The sequence below is a fragment of the Craterilacuibacter sp. RT1T genome, assembly GCF_023502145.1.
GTDB lineage: Bacteria > Pseudomonadota > Gammaproteobacteria > Burkholderiales > Chromobacteriaceae > Craterilacuibacter.
The window spans coordinates 268,475-290,342 of the sequence record NZ_JAMFLI010000001.1 but is presented as its reverse complement, the minus strand read 5'-3'; the positions used below and the strand labels follow the sequence as shown (position 1 = coordinate 290,342).

Below are 21,868 nucleotides of genomic sequence, written 5' to 3'. Positions count from 1 at the left end.
GCATGAACCAGATTCTAGATTTACTGAAGACGCTCAAAGTGAGCAAACTGGCAGGGCCGGTACTGATCATCCTGATTCTGGCGATGATGGTGCTGCCGCTACCGCCGGTGATACTGGATATCTTCTTTACCTTCAATATCGCGATTTCGGTCATTGTGCTGATGGTCGGCATCAACACGCGCCATCCGCTGGAGTTTTCCGCCTTTCCTGCCGTGCTGCTGATCACCACCTTGTTGCGGCTGTCGCTCAACGTTGCCTCCAGCCGGGTGATTCTGATGGAAGGTCATACCGGCCCGGCCGCTGCCGGTAAGGTAATCGAATCCTTTGCCCACTTCCTGATCGGCGAAAACGTCGCCATCGGCATTATCGTGTTCATTATCCTGACCATCATCAACTTTATGGTGATCACCAAAGGTGCAGGCCGGATTGCCGAAGTGTCGGCCCGCTTTACCCTGGACGCTATGCCGGGCAAACAGATGGCGATCGATGCCGACCTCAATGCCGGCCTGATCGGCGAGGACGATGCCAGAAAACGCCGCCAGACCATTACCGAAGAAGCCAACTTCTTCGGCGCCATGGACGGTGCCTCCAAATTCGTGCGTGGCGATGCCATGGCCGGCATCATGATTATCGTGATCAATATTGTCGGCGGCCTGATCATCGGCATGATGCAGCATGATATGCCGGCCGGCGAAGCCGCCAAGACCTATACCCTGCTCACCATCGGCGATGGTCTGGTTGCCCAGATTCCGGCGCTGATCATCTCCACCGCCGCCGGCATCGTGGTGGCCCGCGTCGGCACCGACAAGGACTTGTCCGAGCAGTTTATCGGCCAGCTCTTCTCCAACCCGCATGTGCTCTATATCACGGCCGGTGTGATCGGCCTGATCGGCCTGATCCCCAATATGCCGCATGCTGCCTTCCTGATGATTGCCGCTTCACTGGCGGCGCTGGCCTGGTGGCAAGAGAAACGCCAACAAAAGGAAAAACTGGCGCAAGCACTATCCAGCCAGCCCGCCACGCCTGCCGCTTTGTCCGCATCCGGAGGGGAACAGGCCATGGCCGAGGTCAGCTGGAATGATGTGCAGCCGGTAGACATGCTGGGGCTGGAGGTCGGTTACCGGCTGATTCCCTTGGTCGATCGCGATCAGGATGGCGAGCTGCTGCGCCGCATTCGCGGCATCCGTAAAAAAATGGCGCAGGAAATGGGTTTTCTGGTTGCGGCCGTCCATATCCGCGACAATCTGGAAATCCGCCCCAATGCCTACCGCATCCTGCTTAAGGGGGTCGAAGTCGGCGTAGGCGATGCCTATATCGGCCAGTTCCTGGCGATCAACCCCGGCCATGTCAGCGGCGAAGTGCCCGGCACGCCGACCACCGACCCGACTTTCGGCCTGCCCGCACTATGGATCGAGGCCAGCCGGCGCGAAGAGGCACAAAGCCTGGGCTACACCGTGGTCGATGCCAGCACCGTGGTTGCCACCCATCTGTCCAATCTGTTGCAATCGCATGCGGCCGAGCTGTTGGGGCGCGAAGAAGTGCAGGCCCTTATCGATCATCAGGCCAAAGAGTCGCCCAAGCTGATCGAAGACTTGGTACCCAAAGTCATTGCGGTCGGCATTTTGCAAAAGGTTCTGCAGCAACTGCTCAGTGACGGCCTGAACATCCGCGACTTTCGCACCATTATCGAAACGCTGGCCGACCATGTGCCCATTACCCAGGACATCGACGAGCTGACCGCTGCCGTGCGCACCGCCCTGTCGCGCGCCATCGTCCAGCAACTCTTCCCTGGCGAGAATGAACTACCGCTGATGTCGCTGGACCCGCAACTGGAAAACATCCTGCTACAGGCGGTGCAGTCTAAAGCCGGCGGCGGACTGGAGCCGGGGCTGGCGGAGAATCTGCTGGCCAATGCCGCCCACCAGACCGAGGAAGTCGAAAACCAGGGTCTGAATCCGGTACTGCTGACCCCGCCGGGCTTGCGCCCCTTGCTCGCGCGTTTTCTGCGCCGGGCGCTGCCGCAGTTACGCGTGATTTCGCATAATGAAATACCGGATAGCAAAACCATCCGTATAATCGCAGTTATTGGAGCCGGCAAGGGTTGAGGACGATATAACAGATGGTGGTCAGAAAGTTTTACGGTAAAACTACGCGCGATGCCTTGCGCCAGGTCCGCGAGGCGCTGGGCGCAGACGCGCTGATCCTGTCCAATCGCCCCACTCAGGGCGGTGGCGTAGAGATCATGGCCGTAGCCGATGCCGATGTTGCTGCCCTGTCGGATACGCTGGCGCCTGCTGCCACCCGCCATCCTCCGCGCAAGACGCCGGCACCGGCGGCCATCCTGCCCGCTCAAGGCCATGCCGCCGCACGCGCGCTGTCGCGCAGCTATGCCATGCCGATCGAACCGCTGGACGAACCGCCCCCCACCGCACAGCCGGAACGCAGACCCGCCGCCGCCATCGAGCCGGCACGCCCTGCCGTTTTTAGCGCCGCTACGCGAGCGGCTCCGCCAGCACCTCCCGCAGCCCCGCCTGCTGCGCCGGTGGCCGAAGCCAAGCCAGCTGCCGCACAAGCCGCCCCCCTGGTGCCGCCGCCAGAAGAACATATTGCCGACGATATTCGCCATATCGGTGAAGAAATCCGCCTGCTGAAAAGCCTGCTGCAAAACCAGCTGGCAACTTTTGCCTGGTCGGAAATGGAAGGGCAAACCCCCAATCGCGCCGAACTGTTCCGCTACCTGCTGACGGCAGGCTTTAGCCCGGCGCTGATACGCCAGCTCACCCAGAAATTGCCCCCGCAGTACGATGCCGAAGTCGCGCAAAAATGGGCGCGTTCGGCCTTGATGCATAATTTGAAGTGTATGGATCCGGCCAGCGACATCATCGACCAGGGCGGGATTTTTGCACTGGTGGGCCCCACCGGCGTAGGCAAAACCACAACCGTCGCCAAACTCGCCGCCCGCGCCACCATGCGCTACGGCGCCGAGGGCGTGGCTCTGATCACCACCGACAGCTACCGGATCGGCGCACAGGATCAGTTACGCATCTACGGCAAGATTCTGGGCGTGCCGGTATTCTCGGTACAAAACGAAGGCGATTTACAGCTGACACTGGCCGATCTGACTCAGCGCCGTGTGGTGCTGATCGATACGGTCGGCATGAGTCAGCGCGATCAGCGCGTCCTGCAACAGATCCGCATGTTTGCCACGGCCGGGCGGCCGGTACGCCGCCTGCTGCTATTGGCGGCCAATGCCGATGGCCGCACGCTGGAAGACGTGGTCAAACATTTCCGCAGTGATGACTTGACCGGGTGCGTGCTGTCCAAGGTCGACGAAGCCGTGATGCTGGGTTCCAGCTTGGATGTCATCATCCGCAACCGTTTGCGCCTGTTTTACATCACCAATGGCCAGCGGGTACCGGAAGACCTGCATTGCGCCAATGCGGACTTTCTGATTGACCGCGCCTTGCGCGCGGGACAACTGGCGACCCCGTTTCATGGGCAGAGCAATGAAATCCCGATGATCAATGCCGCACAGTCGGGCTGGTTGTAATATGAGTGACCAAGCCGCCAGCCTCAGGCAACTCAGCCAGCAAAGCACACACCTGCCGCCCTTGTTCGCCCTCACCGGTGCCAGCCATAGCGGCATTTCCACCCTGTGCGCAGGGCTGGCTGCGGCCAGCGCGCTACAGGGAAAGCGCCCCTTGTTGCTGGATCACCAAAATGGCCAGGCGCTGGCACGCTTAGCCGGCGTGCCGCCCTCTGCTTCGCTGGCCAGCCTGAACATCAGCCGCGGCGGCCTGACCGATCTGATGGTGAACTCGCGCCATGGCGTGACTCTGGTCAATCTGTATGCCCAGCCGGAAGAACGCCACCGTCTGTCAGCCCGCGTCTGGCAACGCCTGGCCAGCGAATTTTCCGCGCTGGAAAAAGACTGCGGCCTGACGCTGGTCGATGCACCGGACCCGAGCCAGGATGCCGCGCCGCTGGTGATTGCCGACAATCTGATTCTGGTCATCACCCCGCAAGCCGAATCCATCACGCGCGGCTATGCCAGCATGAAACGATTGGCCGGCGAATTCGGCCGCCGCCGTTTCAATGTGCTGGTCAACCGGGCAAGCGGACAGGACGAAGCGCAAAGCGTGTTTGCCCGCTTGTCATCGGTAGCCGGCGACTACCTTGGCGTTTCCTTGCGCTGGGTCGGTTTTGTGCCGGAGGATCAGGCCATACGCAAGAGCCAGGCATTACGCCGGCCAGTGATAGAAGCCTTTCCGGATAGCGAAGCGGCCCAGGCATTCAGCCAGCTGGCCGCCATGCTGCCTTTATGGCATGCACCGGACACCGGCCATGCCCGCTCCAGCTATCTGGAACAACTGTTAAGCACCAGCAAGACCCTTACCGAAATCACGGATCGTTAACCATGGCTCTGGCCACGCATCAAGCCCACGCCTACGCACAAGCTGCCGCTACCGATCGCCCGGATGTCATGAAATATGCGCCTTTGGTCAGGAAGATTGCCAGCCTGATGATGGCCCGCCTGCCGGCATCGGTCGAGCTGGATGATCTGGTACAAGTCGGCATGATCGGACTACTGGAGGCCGCCCGCCAGTTCGACCCGTTGCAAGGGGTACAGTTTGAAACCTTTGCCGGCACGCGCATCAAGGGCGCCATGCTGGATGAGCTGCGGCGCATAGACTGGATGCCGCGCCAGCTCAGGCGCAATGCCCGCATGATTGAAGACGCCATCAAGCACGCCACCCAAACACTGGGTTACGCGCCCAGTGAAAGCGAAATCGCCGACGAGCTGGCGGTATCGCTGGAGGATTACCAGGCCATGCTGGGCGACTGCATGGGCGTGCGTCTGGTGTATTTCGAAGACTTTCATAGCCACGACGGCGAAGAGCTGAATGATGCACTGGCCAATATCGCGGACGACAACACGCCGGATCCGCTCGCAACACTGGCCGACAGCGGTTTTCGCCAGGCACTGATAGATGCCATCGCGACCTTGCCCGAGCGCGACCAGCTGGTGATGAGCCTGTATTACGAGCAGGATCTCAACCTCAAGGAAATCGGCGCAGTGCTGGGCGTGTCCGAGTCCCGCGTCAGCCAGCTGCATACCCAGGCCGTCACCCGCATCCGCAGCAAGCTACGCGAATGGCTGTAAACAACAAGGACAGACGTGGATAAACTCAGCATTATTGCCATCATGGGCGGACTGACCGCCATTCTGGCAGGACAAGCACTGGAAGGCGGCCACTTAGGCTCGCTGCTGCAACTGACCGCCTTTATGATCGTCATCGGCGGTACGGCCAGTGCCGTCATGCTGCAAAGTACGCCACGCCAGTTCGTCAACGGCCTGAAAATGCTCAAGTGGGTGTTTTACCCGCCGCAGTTCAATCATGAAAAAATGATACGCGACATCATCCTGTGGAGCCAAAGTGCGCGCAAAGGCGGCTTGTTGTCGCTGGAGGGCTATGTTTCCTTGCAGCACGACCCCTATACCAAAAAAGCCCTGCAGATGCTGGTTGACGGCGCGGCCCCCGAAACACTGCGCTCGGTGATGGAAGTCGAAATCACCATGTTTGAACATGCGCGCAAGCAGGCCGCCAAAATATGGGAGTCTGCCGGCGGCTACGCCCCCACCATCGGCATCATCGGCGCGGTGCTCGGCCTGATCCATGTGATGGAAAACCTGTCCGATCCGACCAAACTGGGCTCCGGCATTGCCGTTGCCTTTGTCGCCACGGTTTATGGCGTCGGTTCAGCCAACCTGTTTTTCCTGCCGGTAGCCGTCAAACTCAAAAACCTGATTGCGACCGAAATTGCCACCAAAGAGCTGATTCTGGAAGGCGTTATCGCCATTGCCAGCGGCGAGAACCCGCGCATTATCGAAAGCCGCCTGCGCGGCTTTCTGGCCATGCATGCCTAGCCTGCCGGCAGTTCGTGCAGCGTAACTCCGGGCACCGGTTTTTTCAGCCAGTGCTGCAATAGCTTATATATCGCCAGATCAAACACCGGCGTACCCTGCAGGCAAGCCACATCATCGCCCGAGCCCAAGTAGCACCAGCGCTCGAACACATGGCTCACCGACTCGCCACTCACCTCGTCGCTTTCGGTCAGCGCAATCGCACCGGCATAGGGCCAGCTTTGGGTTTTCAGCCGCTGCAAAGCGCTTTGCAGGCGCGCATTATGCGCGGCGGCACTTTCCTTGCTGCAACAGGCCCCCAGGCAGCGCCGGTTTTTGAAGCTTTGGCATGGCGCACCTTTGCGGCTTGTGACTGTTTCCACTTCCAGAATGGCCGGGCATAGCTGATGCGCACGCGCAAGCTCGCTCAATGCCTTTTTGGCTTCGCGCGGGCTGCGGAACAGGCCATACAAATCCGCCGTACGCGAAAAGTCCAGCGTGCGGGCAAGGCTGACACTCACCCGCAAAAAGCCATCCTCCCCTGCTTCGCTCAACTGCAAGGCGCACAATTCATTCGTCTGGCGCGCACGCGGGTTGTAACGCGGCCGCAAGGCCGACTGTTGCTGCAATTCAAGCAATGCCGCACCAAACTCGCCCAGTGTTTCCTGCCATGCTACATGGGCGATGCGCTCATGAATGCGCGGCAGTTTGGCGTCCAGCGTCCCGGCGCCATAGTGGGCAAACACCCTTTGCCTGAGGTTAAGGCAACGCCCGGCATAAAGCGCCTCGCCACTGGCGGCATACAGGGCATACACCCCCGGCGTATCCGGCAGCGTATCGGCCAACTCCTGCGCCATGCCCTCCGGCACGCTAGGCAGCGCCAATAAGGCCGCAGCGGCAGCACGCAGCGGCTCCACCCCCAACTCGTTCCGTGCCAGACATAAAAACTGGTATACGGCCTCGGCATCCGCCAGCGCACGGTGCCGTGCCGGCAGCACGAGTTGATGGCGTTCGATAATACTGTCCAGGCTGTGTTTGAAGTATTGCGGGTACAGGCGGCGCGACAACTTGACCGAGCACAGGGTGTTGGCGTTAAACGCCAGACCGGCACGGCGAAATGCATTTTTGAGAAAGCCGTAATCGAAGCGCGCGTTATGGGCAATCAGCAAGCGCCCTGCCAGTTTTTGCCACAAGGCCGGCGCCAGTTCGGCAAATGCAGGCGCCTCGGCCACCATCGCATTGCTGATCCCGGTCATGTCTTCGATAAAGGGCGGGATGGGCTGGCCGGGGTTGACCAGCATTTCGATGCGCTCGACGTTCTCCCCGTCCACCAGGATCAGGCCGATTTCGGTAATCCGGTCACGGGTGATGTGGCCTCCCGTCGTTTCCAGGTCGACAATTGCGTAAGCTTGTTCAAACAGCATGGGCAGATTCGCTTAAAAACCAAAATATTTTCCAGCCGGTGCGGCTAAAAACAAAGATTCACAAACCACTGACAAATAAGGCATTTTCAACGCGATACTGTCGGTAAATGGCAACAATAAGGTCGTATTCTAAACGACAGCGAACAATTTAATCAGAAAAAGTGTTGACGGAAAAAGAAGGCTTCCGTATAGTTCGCATCTCTCGCAGCAGACAACGCAGCGAGAGACAGCAAGAAACAGTGCACCCGTAGCTCAGTTGGATAGAGTATTTGGCTACGAACCAAAGGGTCGGGCGTTCGAATCGCTCCGGGTGCACCAGCGAAGTCCCTATAGTTTAGCGGTTAGAACACTGCCCTTTCACGGCGGCGGCCGGGGTTCGATTCCCCGTGGGGACGCCAGCATGACTTACTTGTAAAATGTTTTACCTATGCACCCGTAGCTCAGTTGGATAGAGTATTTGGCTACGAACCAAAGGGTCGGGCGTTCGAATCGCTCCGGGTGCACCACATAGTCCCTATAGTTTAGCGGTTAGAACACTGCCCTTTCACGGCGGCGGCCGGGGTTCGATTCCCCGTGGGGACGCCAGAATAAAAATAAGGCCACTATCACTCGATAGTGGCCTTATTGCATTTACGTCCCATTCCTGCACTGCATTTCTGTATACAATGTCCGCCATTTGCCTGCCCGCTCTCCGGCCGGGCCTGTTTTGCACAAGAGGCTGCACACCATGCGCAATCCGACACCACTCTGGGCCGAGTTTATCAAGGCCGTCAAACACGAAGTCATTCCGGCATTGGGCTGCACCGAACCCATCTCGCTGGCACTGGCCTGCGCCATTGCGCGTGAACAGTTAGGTGCCCTGCCCGAACGCATCGACGCCAAAGTCTCCTCCAACCTGATGAAAAACGGCATGGCGGTCACCGTACCCGGCACCGGCATGGTCGGCCTGGCCATAGCCGCAGCAGTCGGCGCCATTGGCGGCGACCCACAAGGCGGCTTGCAGGTACTGAAGAAACTGACCCCCGAACAGGTGGCGGCGGGCAAGGCCATGCTGGACGCCAAGCAAGTCAGCGTCAGCATCACCGATGTGCCCAACATCCTCTATAGCGAAGCAACACTCTACGCCGGGGAGGAATCGGTGCGCGTCTGCATTGCCAACGCCCACACCAATGTAATCCTGATCGAGAAAAACGGTGAAACCCTGTGGCAGGCCGCGAGCCAGGGCACAACCGCAGGCGGGCACTATTCGCTAGGCCAGGCCCGCATGCATGATGTCTACGAATTCGCCACCCAAGTGCCACTTGACGAGATCGAATTCATTCTGGAAGCCGCACGCCTGAACAACGCACTATCGGACGAGGGCATGAGTGGCCGGTACGGCCTGCATATCGGTGCAACCTTGCAGCGTCAGGTCAAGCAAGGCCTGCTCTCCCAAGGGCTGCTGACCGAAATCATGATGCGCACCACCGCCGCATCGGACGCCCGCATGGGCGGCGCGCCCTTGCCTGCCATGAGCAATTCCGGCTCGGGCAATCAGGGCATCGCAGCCACCTTGCCGGTCGTCGTCGTGGCCCGCCACCTGAATGCCTGCGATGAAAAACTGGCGCGGGCACTGATGCTGTCCCACCTGACGGCCGTTTACATCCATAGCAAGCTGCCGGCCCTGTCGGCACTCTGCGCGGTCACAACCGCCTCCATGGGCGCGGCCGCCGGCATGGCCTGGCTACTGGACGGCAAGGAAGAGTCGGTCAATATGGCGATTTGCAGCATGGTTGGCGACTTGGCCGGCATGATCTGCGATGGCGCATCCAATAGCTGCGCCATGAAAGTCTCGACCTCGGCCGCATCGGCCTACAAGTCGGTACTGATGGCACTGGACGATAGCCGCGTCACCGGCAACGAAGGCATTGTGGCGCACGATGTCGACGAGTCGATCAGCAATCTGTGCGCACTGGCCAGTCGCAGCATGCTGGAAACCGACCGCCAGATTATCGAAATCATGGTGCAAAAAGCGCGTTAAACAAAAGGGCGACCCACAATGGTCGCCCCAAACAAGCATCAGATGCGGTAGCTGGCGGCGGTCATCAACTTGGAGGAAAGCTTCATGCCCTGGCGCACCGGCAACGGCAAACGCGCAGCGCCCAGCGCATGCGCCATATCCGCGTGTCTGAGCTCGTCGTCACGCATCTGCGTTACAATAGCCCGGCTTTTGCCATCCTCTTCGGGCAGGCTTTGCAAATGACTATCCAGATGCGCGCCGACCTGATGCTCCGTCTCTTCCAGAAAGCCCAGATTCCAGCGGTCCCCCAGCAAACCCGCCGCCACACCTATCGCCAGCGAGCCGCCATACCATAAAGGATTCAGCACACTGGTGCGCCCGCCAAGCTCGCGGATACGCTGCTCGGTCCAGGCCAGATGCTCGACCTCCTCATGCGCAGCCTCTTTCAAGGCTTCACGGGCAGCAGGATCGCGCGCCGTCAGCGCCTGCCCCTGATACAACGCCTGAGCACACACCTCACCACAATGATTCACCCGCATCAAACCCAGCGCATGCTGTTTTTGCTCGTCACTCAAGGCCACCTCGTCCAGATTTTTACCGGGATGAGGACGCGAACTCAGCGCAGGCGCAAACAAGGTACGCAAACCCTTGTCAAACTCGACAATCAATTTATCAATCATGTGATGCCTTTTTGCCATATCCAATGAACATCATTATACCTTCACAGCACACGCTACGGATGCCTGCGATATAATCGGCCGACAGCAACACGCCTGCATCACGCCCAGCCATAAGGGCATATACAAACAAGGACCCGAGTCGATGAACCTGAACGCAATTTCCGCCGGCAAGGACATGCCGAACGACATCAACGTCGTAATCGAAATCTCCGCCAATGGCGCCCCTATCAAGTACGAACTGGACAAAGACTCCGGCGCGATCTTCGTTGACCGCTTTATGGGCACCGCCATGTTCTACCCGGCCAACTACGGCTTTGTGCCACAGACCCTGTCGCTGGATGGTGATCCGGTAGACGTTCTGGTCGTAACCCCGTTCCCGCTGCCGCCAGGCGTGGTCGTTCGCTGCCGCACCCTGGGCATGATCAAGATGGAAGACGAGTCCGGCATCGATGCAAAACTGGTGGCCGTACCCGTTGAAAAACTGTGCCCGATGTACAGCAACATCCAGAAACTGGAAGACCTGCCTGAGCTGCTGCGCAACCAGATGGTGCACTTCTTCGAGCACTACAAAGATCTGGAAAAGGGCAAGTGGGTCAAGGTACAAGGCTGGGGCACGATGGAAGAAGCCAAAGCCGAACTGGTGGATGGTATCGCGCGTCACCAGCAAGAAGGCTGATAGCCGGTCGCTCCGCTAAAAAAGCCGGCTTTGCCGGCTTTTTTAGCATAAGACAAGCAACAAGCGGAGAACCCCGATAGCCAGACCACACTATCCGTGAAAGAATCCGGCGTTGTTTGAAGACAAGGAAAAATGTGGACATCGTGGCGCACGGCGCAACGCCCGAGCATATCCTCAGGCGCTTGCAGCAAAAAGGCTATACCGTCAGCCGGCAATACGCCGCAGCAACGGGAGCCGCATGCCTAAGCCACCCTGATTTCACCCTTGATCTGTCCGGCCCCACCCCTGCACAGGCCAGGCAGCAAGCCCAGACCGGCGCTTATATTGATCTTGCCGGACACTGGCACCCAGCAGGCCAACATCTGGGTTATGTCCTCTATGCCGGTGGTAGCGATGCTGCCATTACCCTGGCACGCCCTCTTCTGGACGCACTAGCCCCCGTTAGCAGCGCCTGGCTGATGACCGGCCCCGCCGGCAGTGCAACCTTTATGCGCCAATATATGGATGCCCTAGGCTATAGCCTGCACTACGGACAGGCGGCACACGATATGCAGTTCACACCCGCCGATTTACTGCAGCGCCTGCAAGGGCAAGAACAGCTGCTCGAGCGGATCAGACAACTGGCACAGCGCTATCTGGCAAGCCACCCGGCCCCGGCTCCCGCAACATCCAACCTTCCGCCCGACCACAGACAGCCACACTTTGCCCAGGCCCTGGCTCAATGGTTATTACGGTTAAGCGACACATTCCCATCCGGACCCAATTAACAGCCCGTCACAACGACAAAACGGCCCGCAAGGGCCGTTTCCATATCGCAGAACAAAGACTCAGCTTAGGCAGCAGCGCCCGGCTTTTTGCGCGAAACAGCAGCGCCGGTCGCCTTGGCCGTGTTCGCCGCAGCTTCCGCGCTGGCCTCGGCAAAATCGCTACCCATTTTTTTCGCAGTCTTCGATACATTATCAAAAGCAGCGCTCGACGTGGTAATCAGCGTCTTGAGTGCATTAACAGCCACATCGGAGCCGGCAGGCGCGTTCTTGCTCAGCTTGTCCAGCGAAGTCAGTACTGCCTGGTTCGACTCGGAGACATGGTCTTCAAAAAAAGCGGTCAGTTCATTCTGGGTCTGAACGGCAGCATCATACAGATTGCGCGCCACATTCAGACTCTGGTCGATAGCCGGCTGTGCCTGGCTGGACTGATACTCGGCAAATGCCTTTGGATCCTTGATCTCGGCCAATGCCTTGACGGCCTGGGCATTATCGTTCAGCAGCTTGCGCGACAGTTCCAGCTGCAGGCTGGCCATGCGCTCGGCACCGGACAGCACGATGGAAGACAGACGCACTGCCTTATCGAGATTGGCCTGACCGTAGGCTGCAAAATCTTGTGCATTAGTAAACATGGAAGACTCCTCTTTCACAAAAAGTTCAGATCACAACAGCACCACAACCCATCAGCGCCAAACCGATGTTGCGCTGCAACAATGCAAATATTAGTCAGGCACTTGCACCCGGTCAAGGGAATGCTGCACTGCGCAATTACAGCCCCTTATTTTCGATGCATTTGTACAACACCCATCAATTTCACAACAGTAAATCAACAAAACAACATATTGCCAGTCCATACGCGTTGAAAGACCGCTATCAAAGATTTACACTCTGGTAATTGATTAAATCTATGCAGACTCAAGACATCACAATGAGCCAGACGGCCACTCCTCTCGAAATAAAGTCCGCCAGCCTGGACTTGCTGGCACTGCAACTGCGCAATTCCGATCCTGCGCAGATAGAAGCCGAACTGGACCATCGTTTTGGCCAGCGTTTCACCGATCAACATGAGGCTTTTGTACTTGATCTTGAGCTGCTGGCAGAACCTGCCGCACTGGATCTGGCATCGGTACTGGCCAACTGCAGCAAGCGCGGCATCCGCATTGTCGCCCTGCGCCACCCTGACCCGGCGCTGGAAGCACTGGCCCGGCAGCATCACCTGGCCTATACGGCATCGGGCACAGCAAGCCGCCCCCAGGCTCAAGCAAATATCGAGCCGGCACAGGTGGCGCTGCGCCACACCATGATCATCGACAAGCCGGTGCGTGCCGGCCAGCAAATCTATGCCAAGGATGGCGATCTGATTGTGCTGGCCATGGTCAGCGCAGGCGCCGAAGTCATTGCCGATGGTCATATCCATGTCTACGCCCCCCTGCGCGGCCGGGCATTGGCCGGTGCCCACGGCAATACGCAGGCGCGTATTTTTGTCCATGCCATGGAGGCGGAACTGGTTTCCATCGCCGGGGTGTACCGCACCATAGAACAGGCACTACCTGCTTCGATTCAGGGCAAGCCGACACAGATTTATCTGGAAAACGAACGCCTCGTCATTACCGCCATTGGCGAATGACCGGCCGACCATCTTCATCAAGGGATATAGACGTGGCAAAGATTATTGTTGTGACCTCAGGCAAGGGTGGCGTAGGCAAGACCACCACCAGCGCCAGCTTCGCCTCCGGCCTTGCTTTACGCGGCCACAAAACAGCTGTCATCGACTTCGATGTCGGCCTGCGCAATCTGGATCTGATCATGGGCTGCGAGCGGCGCGTGGTCTACGACCTGATCAATGTGGTGAATAACGAGGCTAGCCTCAATCAGGCACTGATCAAGGACAAGAACTGCGACAACCTATATGTATTGCCGGCGTCCCAGACACGCGATAAGGATGCGCTATCGGAAGAAGGCGTAGAGCGCGTATTGAAAGATCTGGCCGATATGGGCTTTGAGTACGTCGTATGCGACTCTCCTGCCGGCATCGAGCGCGGCGCTCTGATGGCACTGTATTTTGCCGATGAAGCCATCATCGTGACCAACCCCGAGGTTTCGTCGGTACGCGACTCGGATCGTATCCTCGGTATTTTGTCGTCCAAGTCCAAGCGCGCCGTCGAAGGACGCGAGCCGGTCAAAGAGCACCTGCTCATTACCCGCTACTCGCCAGCCCGGGTAGAAAAAGGCGAAATGCTGTCGGTGGATGATGTAAAAGAAATTCTGCGCGTACCGCTGATTGGCGCGATTCCCGAGTCACAAAGCGTACTGCAGGCATCCAACTCGGGCACACCCGCCATTCACATGAAGGGCAGCGACGCGGCTGAAGCCTACACCGATGTCGTATCCCGCTTCTTGGGTGAGAGTTGCCCGATGCGTTTTATCGAGCCCCCTAAGGTTGGCCTGCTCAAACGCCTGTTCGGAGGTTAATGGATGTCGCTGATTGATATGATTTTTGGCAAACGCCAGAAAACAGCTTCCATCGCACGCGAGCGCCTGCAGATCATTCTGGCTCACGAGCGCGGCGGTCGTGGCACACCGGACTATCTGCCGGCCTTGCAACGCGAACTGATGGAAGTCATTTCGAAGTACGTTGCCGTCAACCAGGATGACATCAAGGTTCAACTGGAACGTCAGGACAACTTCGAAGTACTGGAAGTTAACATCGTGTTGCCGGAAAAAAACCGCTGACACCGGCCAGGCTTGCGGCCCATGCCTCGGTGCATGGGCATGCGCTTCCTTTTGCCCGCCCTGCGAGGCACGCCCCAGGCGTAATTGACTCTTTTGTATGACGCTAACTGAACTTCGTTATATCGTGGCGGTTGCACGCGAGCGCCATTTCGGGCGCGCCGCCCAAACCTGCTTTGTCAGCCAGCCTACCCTCTCCATTGCCATCAAGAAGCTGGAAGACGAACTGTCGGTCACCCTGTTCGAGCGCGGTGGGCAGGAAGTCGCGGTCACCGAAATAGGTGAACGGGTGGTGGAACAGGCAAGACGGGTACTGGAAGAAGCCGAAACGCTGAAACATCTGGCCGGCGAACACCAGAACGAGCTGGCAGGCCCATTGAAGCTGGGCGTTATCTTTACCATCAGCCCGTACTTGCTACCCAAGCTGATCCCGGCGCTGCGTATTCTGGCACCCGACATGCCGCTCATTCTGGAGGAAAACTATACCGCGCGCCTGGCTGAAATGCTCAAACGCGGCGAAGTTGACGCCATTATTGTGGCCGACCCGTTTGACGAGCCTGGCACCCAATCCTGGCCACTATATGACGAGGCCTTTGTCGTGGCCACGCCCAAGGGACACCCGTGGGAAAAGCGCAAGCACATCAATGCCGATGAGCTGTCACACGAAAGCGTGTTGCTTTTGTCTGCCGGCAACTGCTTCCGCGATCAGGTATTGCAAAGCTGTAGCGAACTATCCATGCGCCAAGCTCAGGCAGGCGGACTAGCCAGTGCGGTGCAGGGCAGCTCGCTTAACACCATACGCCATATGGTCGCCAGCGGCATGGGCATCACCGTATTGCCCGCCACCTCGGTATCCGTCGCAGACGAAGGTCTGCTATCCATTATTCCATTTGCGCTACCGGCCCCCACCCGCCGCGTTCTGCTGGTGGCCCGCAAGCAGTTTTTCCGCAAGCAGGCACTGGACGCACTGCAGCAGGCCGTGTTCCGCTGTGGCCTGGAAAACGTCAGCATGCTGGAAGCCCCTTAAAATCGTCAGCTTGCGTGGGCCAGCCACCCCACGCAGCCTGACTTGGCCACAACTTGCAAATCCTTGGCATGCTGAACCCGATACCCGGCTACACGCGCACGGCTTGCCTCTACTCCGTACGATCCTCTTACCTCAATTCCCGTCCGCTGCGCGGCATACAGGCTAAAGAGGCCAGATGCGACCGGCCTCTTGCATCGCCAGCTCCCAAACGCTCGCGCAGCCTCAAAAACATAGCCACAGACCAAAGCACAGCCTGACGGAACCAGGTCGCTAAGGCATGAATAGCCCGCCACCGCGCCCTCCATACCCCCCCGGCGCAGGGCCTGAATCCAAAAAAAGGGTGCCCCAGGGCACCCTTCTCGGTCTTTACAGCCGCAGCTTAAGCGCTAGGCTCGGCCTTCTGGCGCAGGCGCAGGTTCAGCTCTTTGAGCTGCTTCTCGTCCACGGCATTTGGCGCATTGGTCAGCAGGCACTGGGCGCGCTGGGTCTTAGGGAAGGCAATCACGTCGCGGATCGACTCGGCACCCGCCATCAGCGTCACCAGACGGTCCAGACCAAAGGCCAGACCACCATGCGGCGGCGCACCGAACTTCAGGTTGTCCAGCAGGAAGCCGAACTTGTTCTGCTGCTCTTCCGGGCTGATCTTGAGCGCGGAGAAGACTTTCTCCTGCACTGCGGCCTGGTGGATACGGATGGAGCCGCCACCGATTTCCCAACCGTTAAGCACCATATCGTAGGCGCGCGCGATACAGGCGGCCGGATTGCTTTCCAGCAGGTCATCGTGACCCGGCTTAGGCGCGGTGAACGGATGATGCACGGCCACCCAGCGATCGGCCTCTTCGTCGTGTTCAAACACAGGGAAGTCCACCACCCACAGCGGACGCCATTCGCGCACAAAGAAGCCGCCGGCTTCGCCGCGCTCGTGGCCGATCTTGATGCGCAATGCACCGATCGCCTCGTTCACCACCTTGGCCTTGTCGGCACCAAAGAAGATGATGTCGCCGTTGTCGGCACCGGTACGCGCCATGATTTCTTCCAGCGCAGGCACGGACAGGAACTTGACGATAGGCGACTGCAAACCGCTGGTTTCGTCATTGGTGATCTGGGTCTTGTCGTTGACCTTGATATAGGCCAGACCCTTGGCACCATAAATGGACGCGAACTTGGTGTACTCGTCGATTTCCTTGCGCGAGATGGCTGCGCCACCCGGCACGCGCAGCGCCACCACACGACCGTTTGGCATGTCGGCTGCACCACGGAACACCTTGAATTCTTCGGTCTTCATCAGGTCGGTCAGCTCGGTGAACTTGAGGTTCACGCGCATATCCGGCTTGTCCGAACCGTAGTAGAACATCGCGTCGGCGTAAGTCATGCGCGGGAAAGCACCCAGCTCCACACCCATCACGTCGTTGAAGATCTGGCGCGTCATGCCTTCGGTGATGTCCATGATCTGGTTTTCATCGAGGAAAGACGTTTCGATATCGATCTGGGTGAACTCAGGCTGACGGTCGGCGCGCAAGTCTTCGTCGCGGAAGCACTTTACGATCTGGTAGTAGCGGTCGAAACCGGCCACCATCAACAGCTGCTTGAACAGCTGTGGCGACTGCGGCAGGGCGAAGAATTCGCCCGGATGCACACGCGATGGCACCAGATAGTCACGGGCACCTTCCGGTGTGGAACGGGTCAGCATCGGCGTTTCGATGTCGATAAAGCCCTGTGCATCCAGATACTGGCGCACGCCCATTGCCACGCGGTAGCGCATGCGCAGGTTTTTCTGCATCGGCGCACGGCGCAAATCAATCACGCGGTTGAGCAGACGCACGTTCTCGGAGATGTTTTCGTCGTCGATCTGGAACGGTGGCGTCGCGGCGGTATTGAGGATCTCGATTTCCTTGGCCAGGATTTCGATTTCGCCAGAGATCATCTTGCTATTGGCCGTGCCTTCCGGACGGGCACGCACGATGCCGCTAATGGACAGCACAAATTCGTTACGTGCGCTGTCCGCGGTCGCGAAGGCTTCCGGGGTATCCGGATCGATCACCACCTGCACCAGACCTTCACGGTCGCGCAAGTCGATAAAGATCACGCCGCCATGGTCGCGACGACGGTGAGCCCAGCCCTTGACGGTCACGGTCTGGCCCAGGTATTTGGTATCGATAAGTCCGCAGTAATCGGTTCGCATTATGTTCTGTTTCTTGAAGGGTTGAAGTGGGGTTCGCGCCGGATGCTTATCGCTTCTTGCCGGCCTGCTGGGGCGCGGCTGGCGCCACCATACCCATGGAAATTGCGTACTTGAGTGCCTCGTCGACAGTCATGCCGAGCTCGCGCGTCTCTTTCTTGGCCACCATCACAAAATAGCCCGAAGTCGGGTTAGGAATGGTCGGCACATACACGCCTATATATTCGTCGCCGAGATCCGCCAGCGACTGGCTGACGCTATCGGGTAAAGAGCCGGTCTGAAAAGCCACCGTCCATAAACCCTGATGCGGGAACTGAACCAGCAAGGGTTTCTTGAACGACTGGCCGGTATCGGAAAACAGCGTGTCGCTCACTTGTTTGACGCTGCTGTAAATGCTCTTGACCACCGGAATGCGCGACATCAGCGCATCCCAATAATCGAACAAACGCTGCCCCAATACATTGGCGGCCACCATGCCGGTGCCCAGCAGCACCAGCACCGACAGCACCACGCCCAAACCCGGAATATCGAAGCCGAACAGGCTATGCGGGCGCCAGGCATCCGGCAACAGCAGCAAAGTCTGGTCCAGCGTGCCGACTATCATGTCCAGCACCCACAAAGTCACCGCCAGCGGCAGCCAGATCAGGATGCCGGTGACAAGGTAAGCCCGGAGGGTCAGCTTGATATGTTTCATCTCAGCCACAGCCGCCACAAGCGCCGGTGCCGCAAGCATGTGCGGCGGCAGGCTTGCTACCGTTCTTGAAGTCGGACTCGTACCAGCCCGAACCCTTTAGCTGAAAGCCGGCACAGGTCAGCATCTTGCTGTAATCGGCACTACCGCACGACGGGCACTGGGCAATCGGCTCATCGCTGAGTTTTTGCAAGTGTTCGTGCTGTTTGCCACATTTTTCGCAACGGTATTCATAAATAGGCATCTTTTTTCCCCGAGTCGACGACGACTTGATGCAAAATAACTATATTGCATCGCAACAAAGATATTCGTCCGTAGATGATGGACATCATCCCGAACAAGCGACCCGCTAGCAAGAGCGAAGTTTTAGCCGGGCATTATATCCGATTGCAGGGCAACACAAAAACGCCGCATCAATATAGCGGCAACAATCGCATGCAAGCATAGCGCCCACAACGGCACACAAAGGAAAACCATGAACATCAATAAGCAGTTTTTGGCCGGCAAAAAAGGCCTGATCGTCGGCATCGCCAATGAGCACAGCATTGCCTATGGCTGCGCCAAGAGTCTGCGCGAGGCCGGTGCCGAACTCGCGATTACCTACCTCAATGCCAAGGCGGAAAAATATGTACGCCCTCTGGCCGATCAGGTCGATGCCCGTCTGGTCATGCCGCTGGACGTGGAAGAACCCGGCCAGATGCAGGCGCTGTTCGATGCGATTGCCGGGCAATGGGGACAGCTGGACTTCGTCATTCACTCCATCGCCTTCTGCCCGATGGATGATCTGCACGGCCGCGTCACCGACTGCTCGCTCTTGGGCTTCCAGCAGGCGATGCGCGTTTCCTGCTACTCCTTTATCGAGTTGGCCAAACAGGCTGAACCCCTGATGAAGCAAGGCGGCACCTTGCTGACCATGAGCTATCACGGTGCCGACAAAGTCGTCGAAAACTATAACATTATGGGCCCGGTCAAGGCGGCGCTGGAAAGCACCACCCGCTATCTGGCCCATGAACTTGGCGCCAAGGGCATACGCGTACATGCCGTCTCGCCCGGCCCGCTGAAAACCCGTGCCGCCAGCGGCATTGCCCACTTTGACGCCCTGATCGACGACGCCACCCAGCGCGCACCACAACACCGTCTGGTTGATATCGAAGACGTCGGTGCGACCTGCACCTTCCTGGTGTCCGATGGCGCACGTTCCCTCACCGGCCAGACCATCTATGTTGATGGCGGCTGCAATATCATGGCCTGAGGAATAAAACATGACACATGACGACAATGCATTCGCCAACATCATGGCGCAGGCCCACCGCAACGGCCCGATACCGATGGCGGTGGCTCACCCTTGCAGCCGCGAAGCCCTGCAAGGCGCAGTCGAAGCGGCTGACAATAATATCGCCACCCCGATTCTGGTCGGCCCGGTAGGCAAGATTCGCAAACTGGCCGACGAGATGGAGCTGGATCTGGGCGACTTGCCGATCATCGATGTGCCGCACAGCCATGCGGCAGCAGAAAAAGCGGTCGAACTGGTGCGCAATAGCCAGGCTGACATTCTGATGAAGGGCAGTCTGCATACCGACGAATTTATGCACGAGGTACTGGACCGGCGCACCGGCATCCGCACCGACCGCCGCATCAGCCACACTTTTATCATGAAGGTGGAGAGCTATCCGCGCTATCTGTTCATTACCGATGCCGCCATCAATATCGAGCCGGACCTGACCACCAAGCTGCACATCTGCCAGAACGCCATTGATCTGGCGCATGCATTGGGTATCAGCCAGCCCAAAGTGGCCATTTTGTCGGCAGTAGAAACCGTGACCCCGGAAATCCGCTCCACCATTGATGCCGCTGCCCTGTGCAAAATGGCCGAGCGCGGCCAGATCACCGGCGCTTTGCTTGATGGCCCGCTGGCTTTCGACAATGCCATCTCCCATGCCGCTGCCGACACCAAGGGCATCCACTCCATGGTGGCGGGTGAACCGGACATCCTGCTGGTGCCCGATCTCGTCTCCGGCAATATGCTGGCCAAGCAGCTGACCTATCTGGCTGCCGCGTCGTCCGCCGGCATCGTCATGGGCGCGCGCGTGCCCATCGTGCTGACCAGCCGCGCCGATGACGCACAGGGTCGACTGGCCTCGGCGGCGGTCGCCAATGTGCTGGCGCGCCACCGCCGTGTACGGGATCACGTATGACGCGCGTGCTGCTCGCCGTCAATGCCGGCTCGTCCACACTCAAGTTTCGCGCCTATCAAAGCGGCAGCCAGACCCTGCTGCTGCAGGGTCTGCTGGACCGCTTCGGCAGTGAGCAGGCACAGTTGAACATTCGCGACCCGCATGGCCAAAGCCACAGCCACGCGATTGGCAAGGCGGGACGCGAAGCCGGCGTCGCCGCCATGCTTGCCGCGCTGGCGCAGCATGCGCTGATACCCGAAGGCGTCGTGCACCGCGTGGTGCATGGCGGTGCACGCTATCAGCAAGCAACCGCCATCACGGCTACGGTACGCAGCGAGCTGGAAACTCTGATTCCGCTGGCACCGCTACACCAGCCGGCGAGTCTAGCCGTGATTGATGCGTTTAGCGCACAGAATGCTGCCTTGCCGCAACTGGCCTGCTTCGACACCGCATTTCACGCAGGACAAGACAGTGTAGCCACCCGCTTCGCCATTGCCCGCCACTGGCACGACGAGGGGGTGCGCCGCTACGGCTTTCACGGCCTGTCCTACGCCGCCATCAATCGCCAGCTGCCGGCACTGGGACTCGCGGCAGCACGCACCGTGGTCTGCCATCTGGGCAGCGGCGCCAGCGCCTGCGCCATCCATGCCGGGCGCAGCATTGCCTCCAGCATGGGCTTTTCCGCGCTGGACGGACTGATGATGGGCACCCGACCGGGCAATCTGGACCCGGAGGTGGTGCTTTACTGGCAGGAAAAGCACGGCATGAGTGTGGCCGCGGTCAGGGACGAGCTATACAAGCGCTCCGGATTGCTGGGGGTCTCCGGCATTTCGGCCGATATGCGTGAACTCTTGGCCAGCACGCAGCCCGAAGCGGCGCAAGCCATCGAGCTTTATTGCTGGCGCGCGGCACGCGAAGTGGCCTCGCTGGCGGCGGCCATGGAAGGGCTGGATGCGGTGGTGTTTACTGCAGGCGTAGGTGAACACGCGGCAGAAATCCGGGCGCGCATACTTGCCCGGCTTGGCTGGCTGGGTTTCGAGCTCGACACCCAAGCCAATAATACCCGGCAAACGCGGCTCACGAAGGCAGACAGCCCGCGCCACGCCTATGTCTTGGCTACCGATGAGGAAGGCGAGATGGCCAGGCAAGCGGCCGTTTTTTTTACCCGCTAAACAAAATCGCCCAAAAAGCAAAAGCCCCGCTAATGCGGGGCTTTTGCGTATTCTGTTCGATCGCTTGGGATCAGGCCATAGCCTTGATCTGGGCGGACAGGCGGCTCTTATGGCGAGCGGCCTTGTTCTTGTGGAACACACCCTTGTCGGCGATACGGTCGAGAACCTTTACGGAAGCCTGGAATACGTCTTTAGCTTCGGTTTTGTTGCCGGCTGCGATTGTCTTAAGCACTTTCTTGACTGCGGTACGGAACGCAGTACGCAGGCTGGCGTTATGCGCGCGCTGCTTGAGAGCTTGGCGTGCACGCTTGCGAGCTTGTGCGCTGTTAGCCATGGATCTATCTCCTGATGAGCGGAATCTGAAACCCGCGATTCTAAGTGTTAAGCACTGGTTTTGCAACAACAATCCCGCGCGCGTAAACTGGCGGGCTATTGCCAACAGAATAA

At 58.9% G+C, this 21,868-nt stretch carries 22 protein-coding genes and 4 tRNA genes; 19 read left to right on the top strand and 7 right to left on the bottom strand.

Annotated features, from left to right (window positions below; genetic code table 11):
- Positions 1-2: 2 nt before the first annotated feature.
- The 5 genes from flhA to M3P88_RS01455 are packed head-to-tail and all read left to right on the top strand — an operon-like array spanning position 3 to position 5,929.
- Positions 3-2,105: a flagellar biosynthesis protein FlhA gene (gene flhA / locus M3P88_RS01475; protein WP_249614314.1), complete on the top strand. Its 2,103-nt coding sequence runs from the start codon at positions 3-5 to the stop codon at positions 2,103-2,105.
- Between the two features lie 14 nt (positions 2,106-2,119).
- The gene (gene flhF, locus M3P88_RS01470) at positions 2,120-3,550 is read left to right on the top strand and encodes a flagellar biosynthesis GTPase FlhF (RefSeq protein ID WP_249614313.1); all 1,431 of its coding nucleotides are present in this window, start codon (positions 2,120-2,122) and stop codon (positions 3,548-3,550) included.
- Position 3,551: 1 nt separating this feature from the next.
- Positions 3,552-4,415, top strand: coding sequence for a MinD/ParA family ATP-binding protein (locus M3P88_RS01465; RefSeq protein ID WP_249614312.1), 864 nt, complete (start codon positions 3,552-3,554; stop codon positions 4,413-4,415).
- Positions 4,416-4,417: 2 nt separating this feature from the next.
- A complete protein-coding gene (locus tag M3P88_RS01460; protein WP_283773055.1) occupies positions 4,418-5,164 on the top strand; it encodes an RNA polymerase sigma factor FliA in 747 nt (248 codons plus the stop codon).
- A 15-nt stretch (positions 5,165-5,179) separates the two neighbouring features.
- Entirely contained in the window at positions 5,180-5,929 is a 750-nt protein-coding gene (locus M3P88_RS01455; RefSeq protein ID WP_249614311.1) for a flagellar motor protein, read from the top strand.
- Here the strand turns inward: M3P88_RS01455 and M3P88_RS01450 are convergent.
- Positions 5,926-7,329 (bottom strand): exonuclease domain-containing protein, encoded by a 1,404-nt coding sequence (locus M3P88_RS01450; RefSeq protein ID WP_249614310.1) that lies wholly within the window; start codon positions 7,327-7,329, stop codon positions 5,926-5,928. The genes M3P88_RS01455 and M3P88_RS01450 overlap by 4 nt on opposite strands.
- A gap of 241 nt (positions 7,330-7,570) precedes the next feature.
- Between M3P88_RS01450 and M3P88_RS01445 the strand changes: the two genes are divergently transcribed.
- The 5 genes from M3P88_RS01445 to M3P88_RS01425 all read left to right on the top strand — a co-directional run bounded on the left by M3P88_RS01445 (position 7,571) and on the right by M3P88_RS01425 (position 9,349).
- Positions 7,571-7,647, top strand: a tRNA-Arg gene (locus M3P88_RS01445).
- A gap of 5 nt (positions 7,648-7,652) precedes the next feature.
- Positions 7,653-7,727, top strand: a tRNA-Glu gene (locus tag M3P88_RS01440).
- A 31-nt stretch (positions 7,728-7,758) separates the two neighbouring features.
- A tRNA-Arg gene (locus tag M3P88_RS01435) sits at positions 7,759-7,835 on the top strand.
- A gap of 4 nt (positions 7,836-7,839) precedes the next feature.
- A tRNA-Glu gene (locus tag M3P88_RS01430) sits at positions 7,840-7,914 on the top strand.
- 142 nt (positions 7,915-8,056) lie between these two features.
- Entirely contained in the window at positions 8,057-9,349 is a 1,293-nt protein-coding gene (locus M3P88_RS01425) for an L-cysteine desulfidase family protein (RefSeq protein WP_249614309.1), read from the top strand.
- A gap of 38 nt (positions 9,350-9,387) precedes the next feature.
- Here the strand turns inward: M3P88_RS01425 and coq7 are convergent, their stop codons facing one another.
- Positions 9,388-10,008, bottom strand: a complete 621-nt coding sequence (gene coq7 / locus M3P88_RS01420; RefSeq protein WP_249614308.1) for a 2-polyprenyl-3-methyl-6-methoxy-1,4-benzoquinone monooxygenase — start codon at positions 10,006-10,008, stop codon at positions 9,388-9,390.
- Positions 10,009-10,150: 142 nt separating this feature from the next.
- Here coq7 and ppa point away from each other — a divergent pair, with 142 nt between their 5' ends.
- A complete protein-coding gene (gene ppa, locus M3P88_RS01415; RefSeq protein ID WP_249614307.1) occupies positions 10,151-10,684 on the top strand; it encodes an inorganic diphosphatase in 534 nt (177 codons plus the stop codon).
- 116 nt (positions 10,685-10,800) lie between these two features.
- Complete coding sequence (locus M3P88_RS01410; protein ID WP_249614306.1) at positions 10,801-11,451, top strand: hypothetical protein; 651 nt, start codon at positions 10,801-10,803, stop codon at positions 11,449-11,451.
- Between the two features lie 65 nt (positions 11,452-11,516).
- Here the strand turns inward: M3P88_RS01410 and M3P88_RS01405 are convergent, their stop codons facing one another.
- Positions 11,517-12,080: a phasin family protein gene (locus tag M3P88_RS01405; protein WP_249614305.1), complete on the bottom strand. Its 564-nt coding sequence runs from the start codon at positions 12,078-12,080 to the stop codon at positions 11,517-11,519.
- Between the two features lie 296 nt (positions 12,081-12,376).
- Between M3P88_RS01405 and minC the strand changes: the two genes are divergently transcribed.
- The 4 genes from minC to M3P88_RS01385 all read left to right on the top strand — a co-directional run bounded on the left by minC (position 12,377) and on the right by M3P88_RS01385 (position 15,205).
- On the top strand, positions 12,377-13,075 hold the full coding sequence (gene minC / locus M3P88_RS01400) for a septum site-determining protein MinC (protein ID WP_249614304.1): 699 nt from the start codon (positions 12,377-12,379) through the stop codon (positions 13,073-13,075).
- A 32-nt stretch (positions 13,076-13,107) separates the two neighbouring features.
- A complete protein-coding gene (gene minD, locus M3P88_RS01395) occupies positions 13,108-13,920 on the top strand; it encodes a septum site-determining protein MinD (protein WP_249614303.1) in 813 nt (270 codons plus the stop codon).
- Positions 13,921-13,923: 3 nt separating this feature from the next.
- Positions 13,924-14,181: a cell division topological specificity factor MinE gene (gene minE / locus M3P88_RS01390; protein ID WP_249614302.1), complete on the top strand. Its 258-nt coding sequence runs from the start codon at positions 13,924-13,926 to the stop codon at positions 14,179-14,181.
- A gap of 97 nt (positions 14,182-14,278) precedes the next feature.
- A complete protein-coding gene (locus M3P88_RS01385; RefSeq protein ID WP_249614301.1) occupies positions 14,279-15,205 on the top strand; it encodes a LysR substrate-binding domain-containing protein in 927 nt (308 codons plus the stop codon).
- A gap of 379 nt (positions 15,206-15,584) precedes the next feature.
- Here M3P88_RS01385 and aspS read toward each other — a convergent pair whose 3' ends face one another.
- The 3 genes from aspS to M3P88_RS01370 are packed head-to-tail and all read right to left on the bottom strand — an operon-like array spanning position 15,585 to position 18,319.
- Entirely contained in the window at positions 15,585-17,387 is a 1,803-nt protein-coding gene (gene aspS, locus M3P88_RS01380; protein WP_249614300.1) for an aspartate--tRNA ligase, read from the bottom strand.
- A gap of 46 nt (positions 17,388-17,433) precedes the next feature.
- Positions 17,434-18,078, bottom strand: a complete 645-nt coding sequence (locus tag M3P88_RS01375) for a DUF502 domain-containing protein (RefSeq protein WP_249614299.1) — start codon at positions 18,076-18,078, stop codon at positions 17,434-17,436.
- Between the two features lies 1 nt (position 18,079).
- Positions 18,080-18,319, bottom strand: a complete 240-nt coding sequence (locus M3P88_RS01370) for an FmdB family zinc ribbon protein (protein ID WP_249614298.1) — start codon at positions 18,317-18,319, stop codon at positions 18,080-18,082.
- A 231-nt stretch (positions 18,320-18,550) separates the two neighbouring features.
- Between M3P88_RS01370 and fabI the strand changes: the two genes are divergently transcribed.
- Genes fabI through M3P88_RS01355 form a run of 3 tightly spaced genes read left to right on the top strand, consistent with a single transcriptional unit; the run spans position 18,551 to position 21,421 of the window.
- Complete coding sequence (gene fabI / locus M3P88_RS01365; protein WP_249614297.1) at positions 18,551-19,327, top strand: enoyl-ACP reductase FabI; 777 nt, start codon at positions 18,551-18,553, stop codon at positions 19,325-19,327.
- A gap of 10 nt (positions 19,328-19,337) precedes the next feature.
- Complete coding sequence (locus tag M3P88_RS01360) at positions 19,338-20,270, top strand: phosphate acetyltransferase (RefSeq protein WP_249614296.1); 933 nt, start codon at positions 19,338-19,340, stop codon at positions 20,268-20,270.
- The gene (locus M3P88_RS01355) at positions 20,267-21,421 is read left to right on the top strand and encodes an acetate/propionate family kinase (protein ID WP_249614295.1); all 1,155 of its coding nucleotides are present in this window, start codon (positions 20,267-20,269) and stop codon (positions 21,419-21,421) included. The genes M3P88_RS01360 and M3P88_RS01355 overlap by 4 nt, the downstream gene beginning before the upstream one ends.
- 70 nt (positions 21,422-21,491) lie before the next feature.
- Here M3P88_RS01355 and rpsT read toward each other — a convergent pair whose 3' ends face one another.
- Positions 21,492-21,755 carry a 30S ribosomal protein S20 gene (gene rpsT, locus M3P88_RS01350; protein WP_124734128.1) on the bottom strand — a complete coding sequence of 88 codons (264 nt, stop codon included), beginning with the start codon at positions 21,753-21,755 and terminating at the stop codon, positions 21,492-21,494.
- Positions 21,756-21,868: the final 113 nt, after the last annotated feature.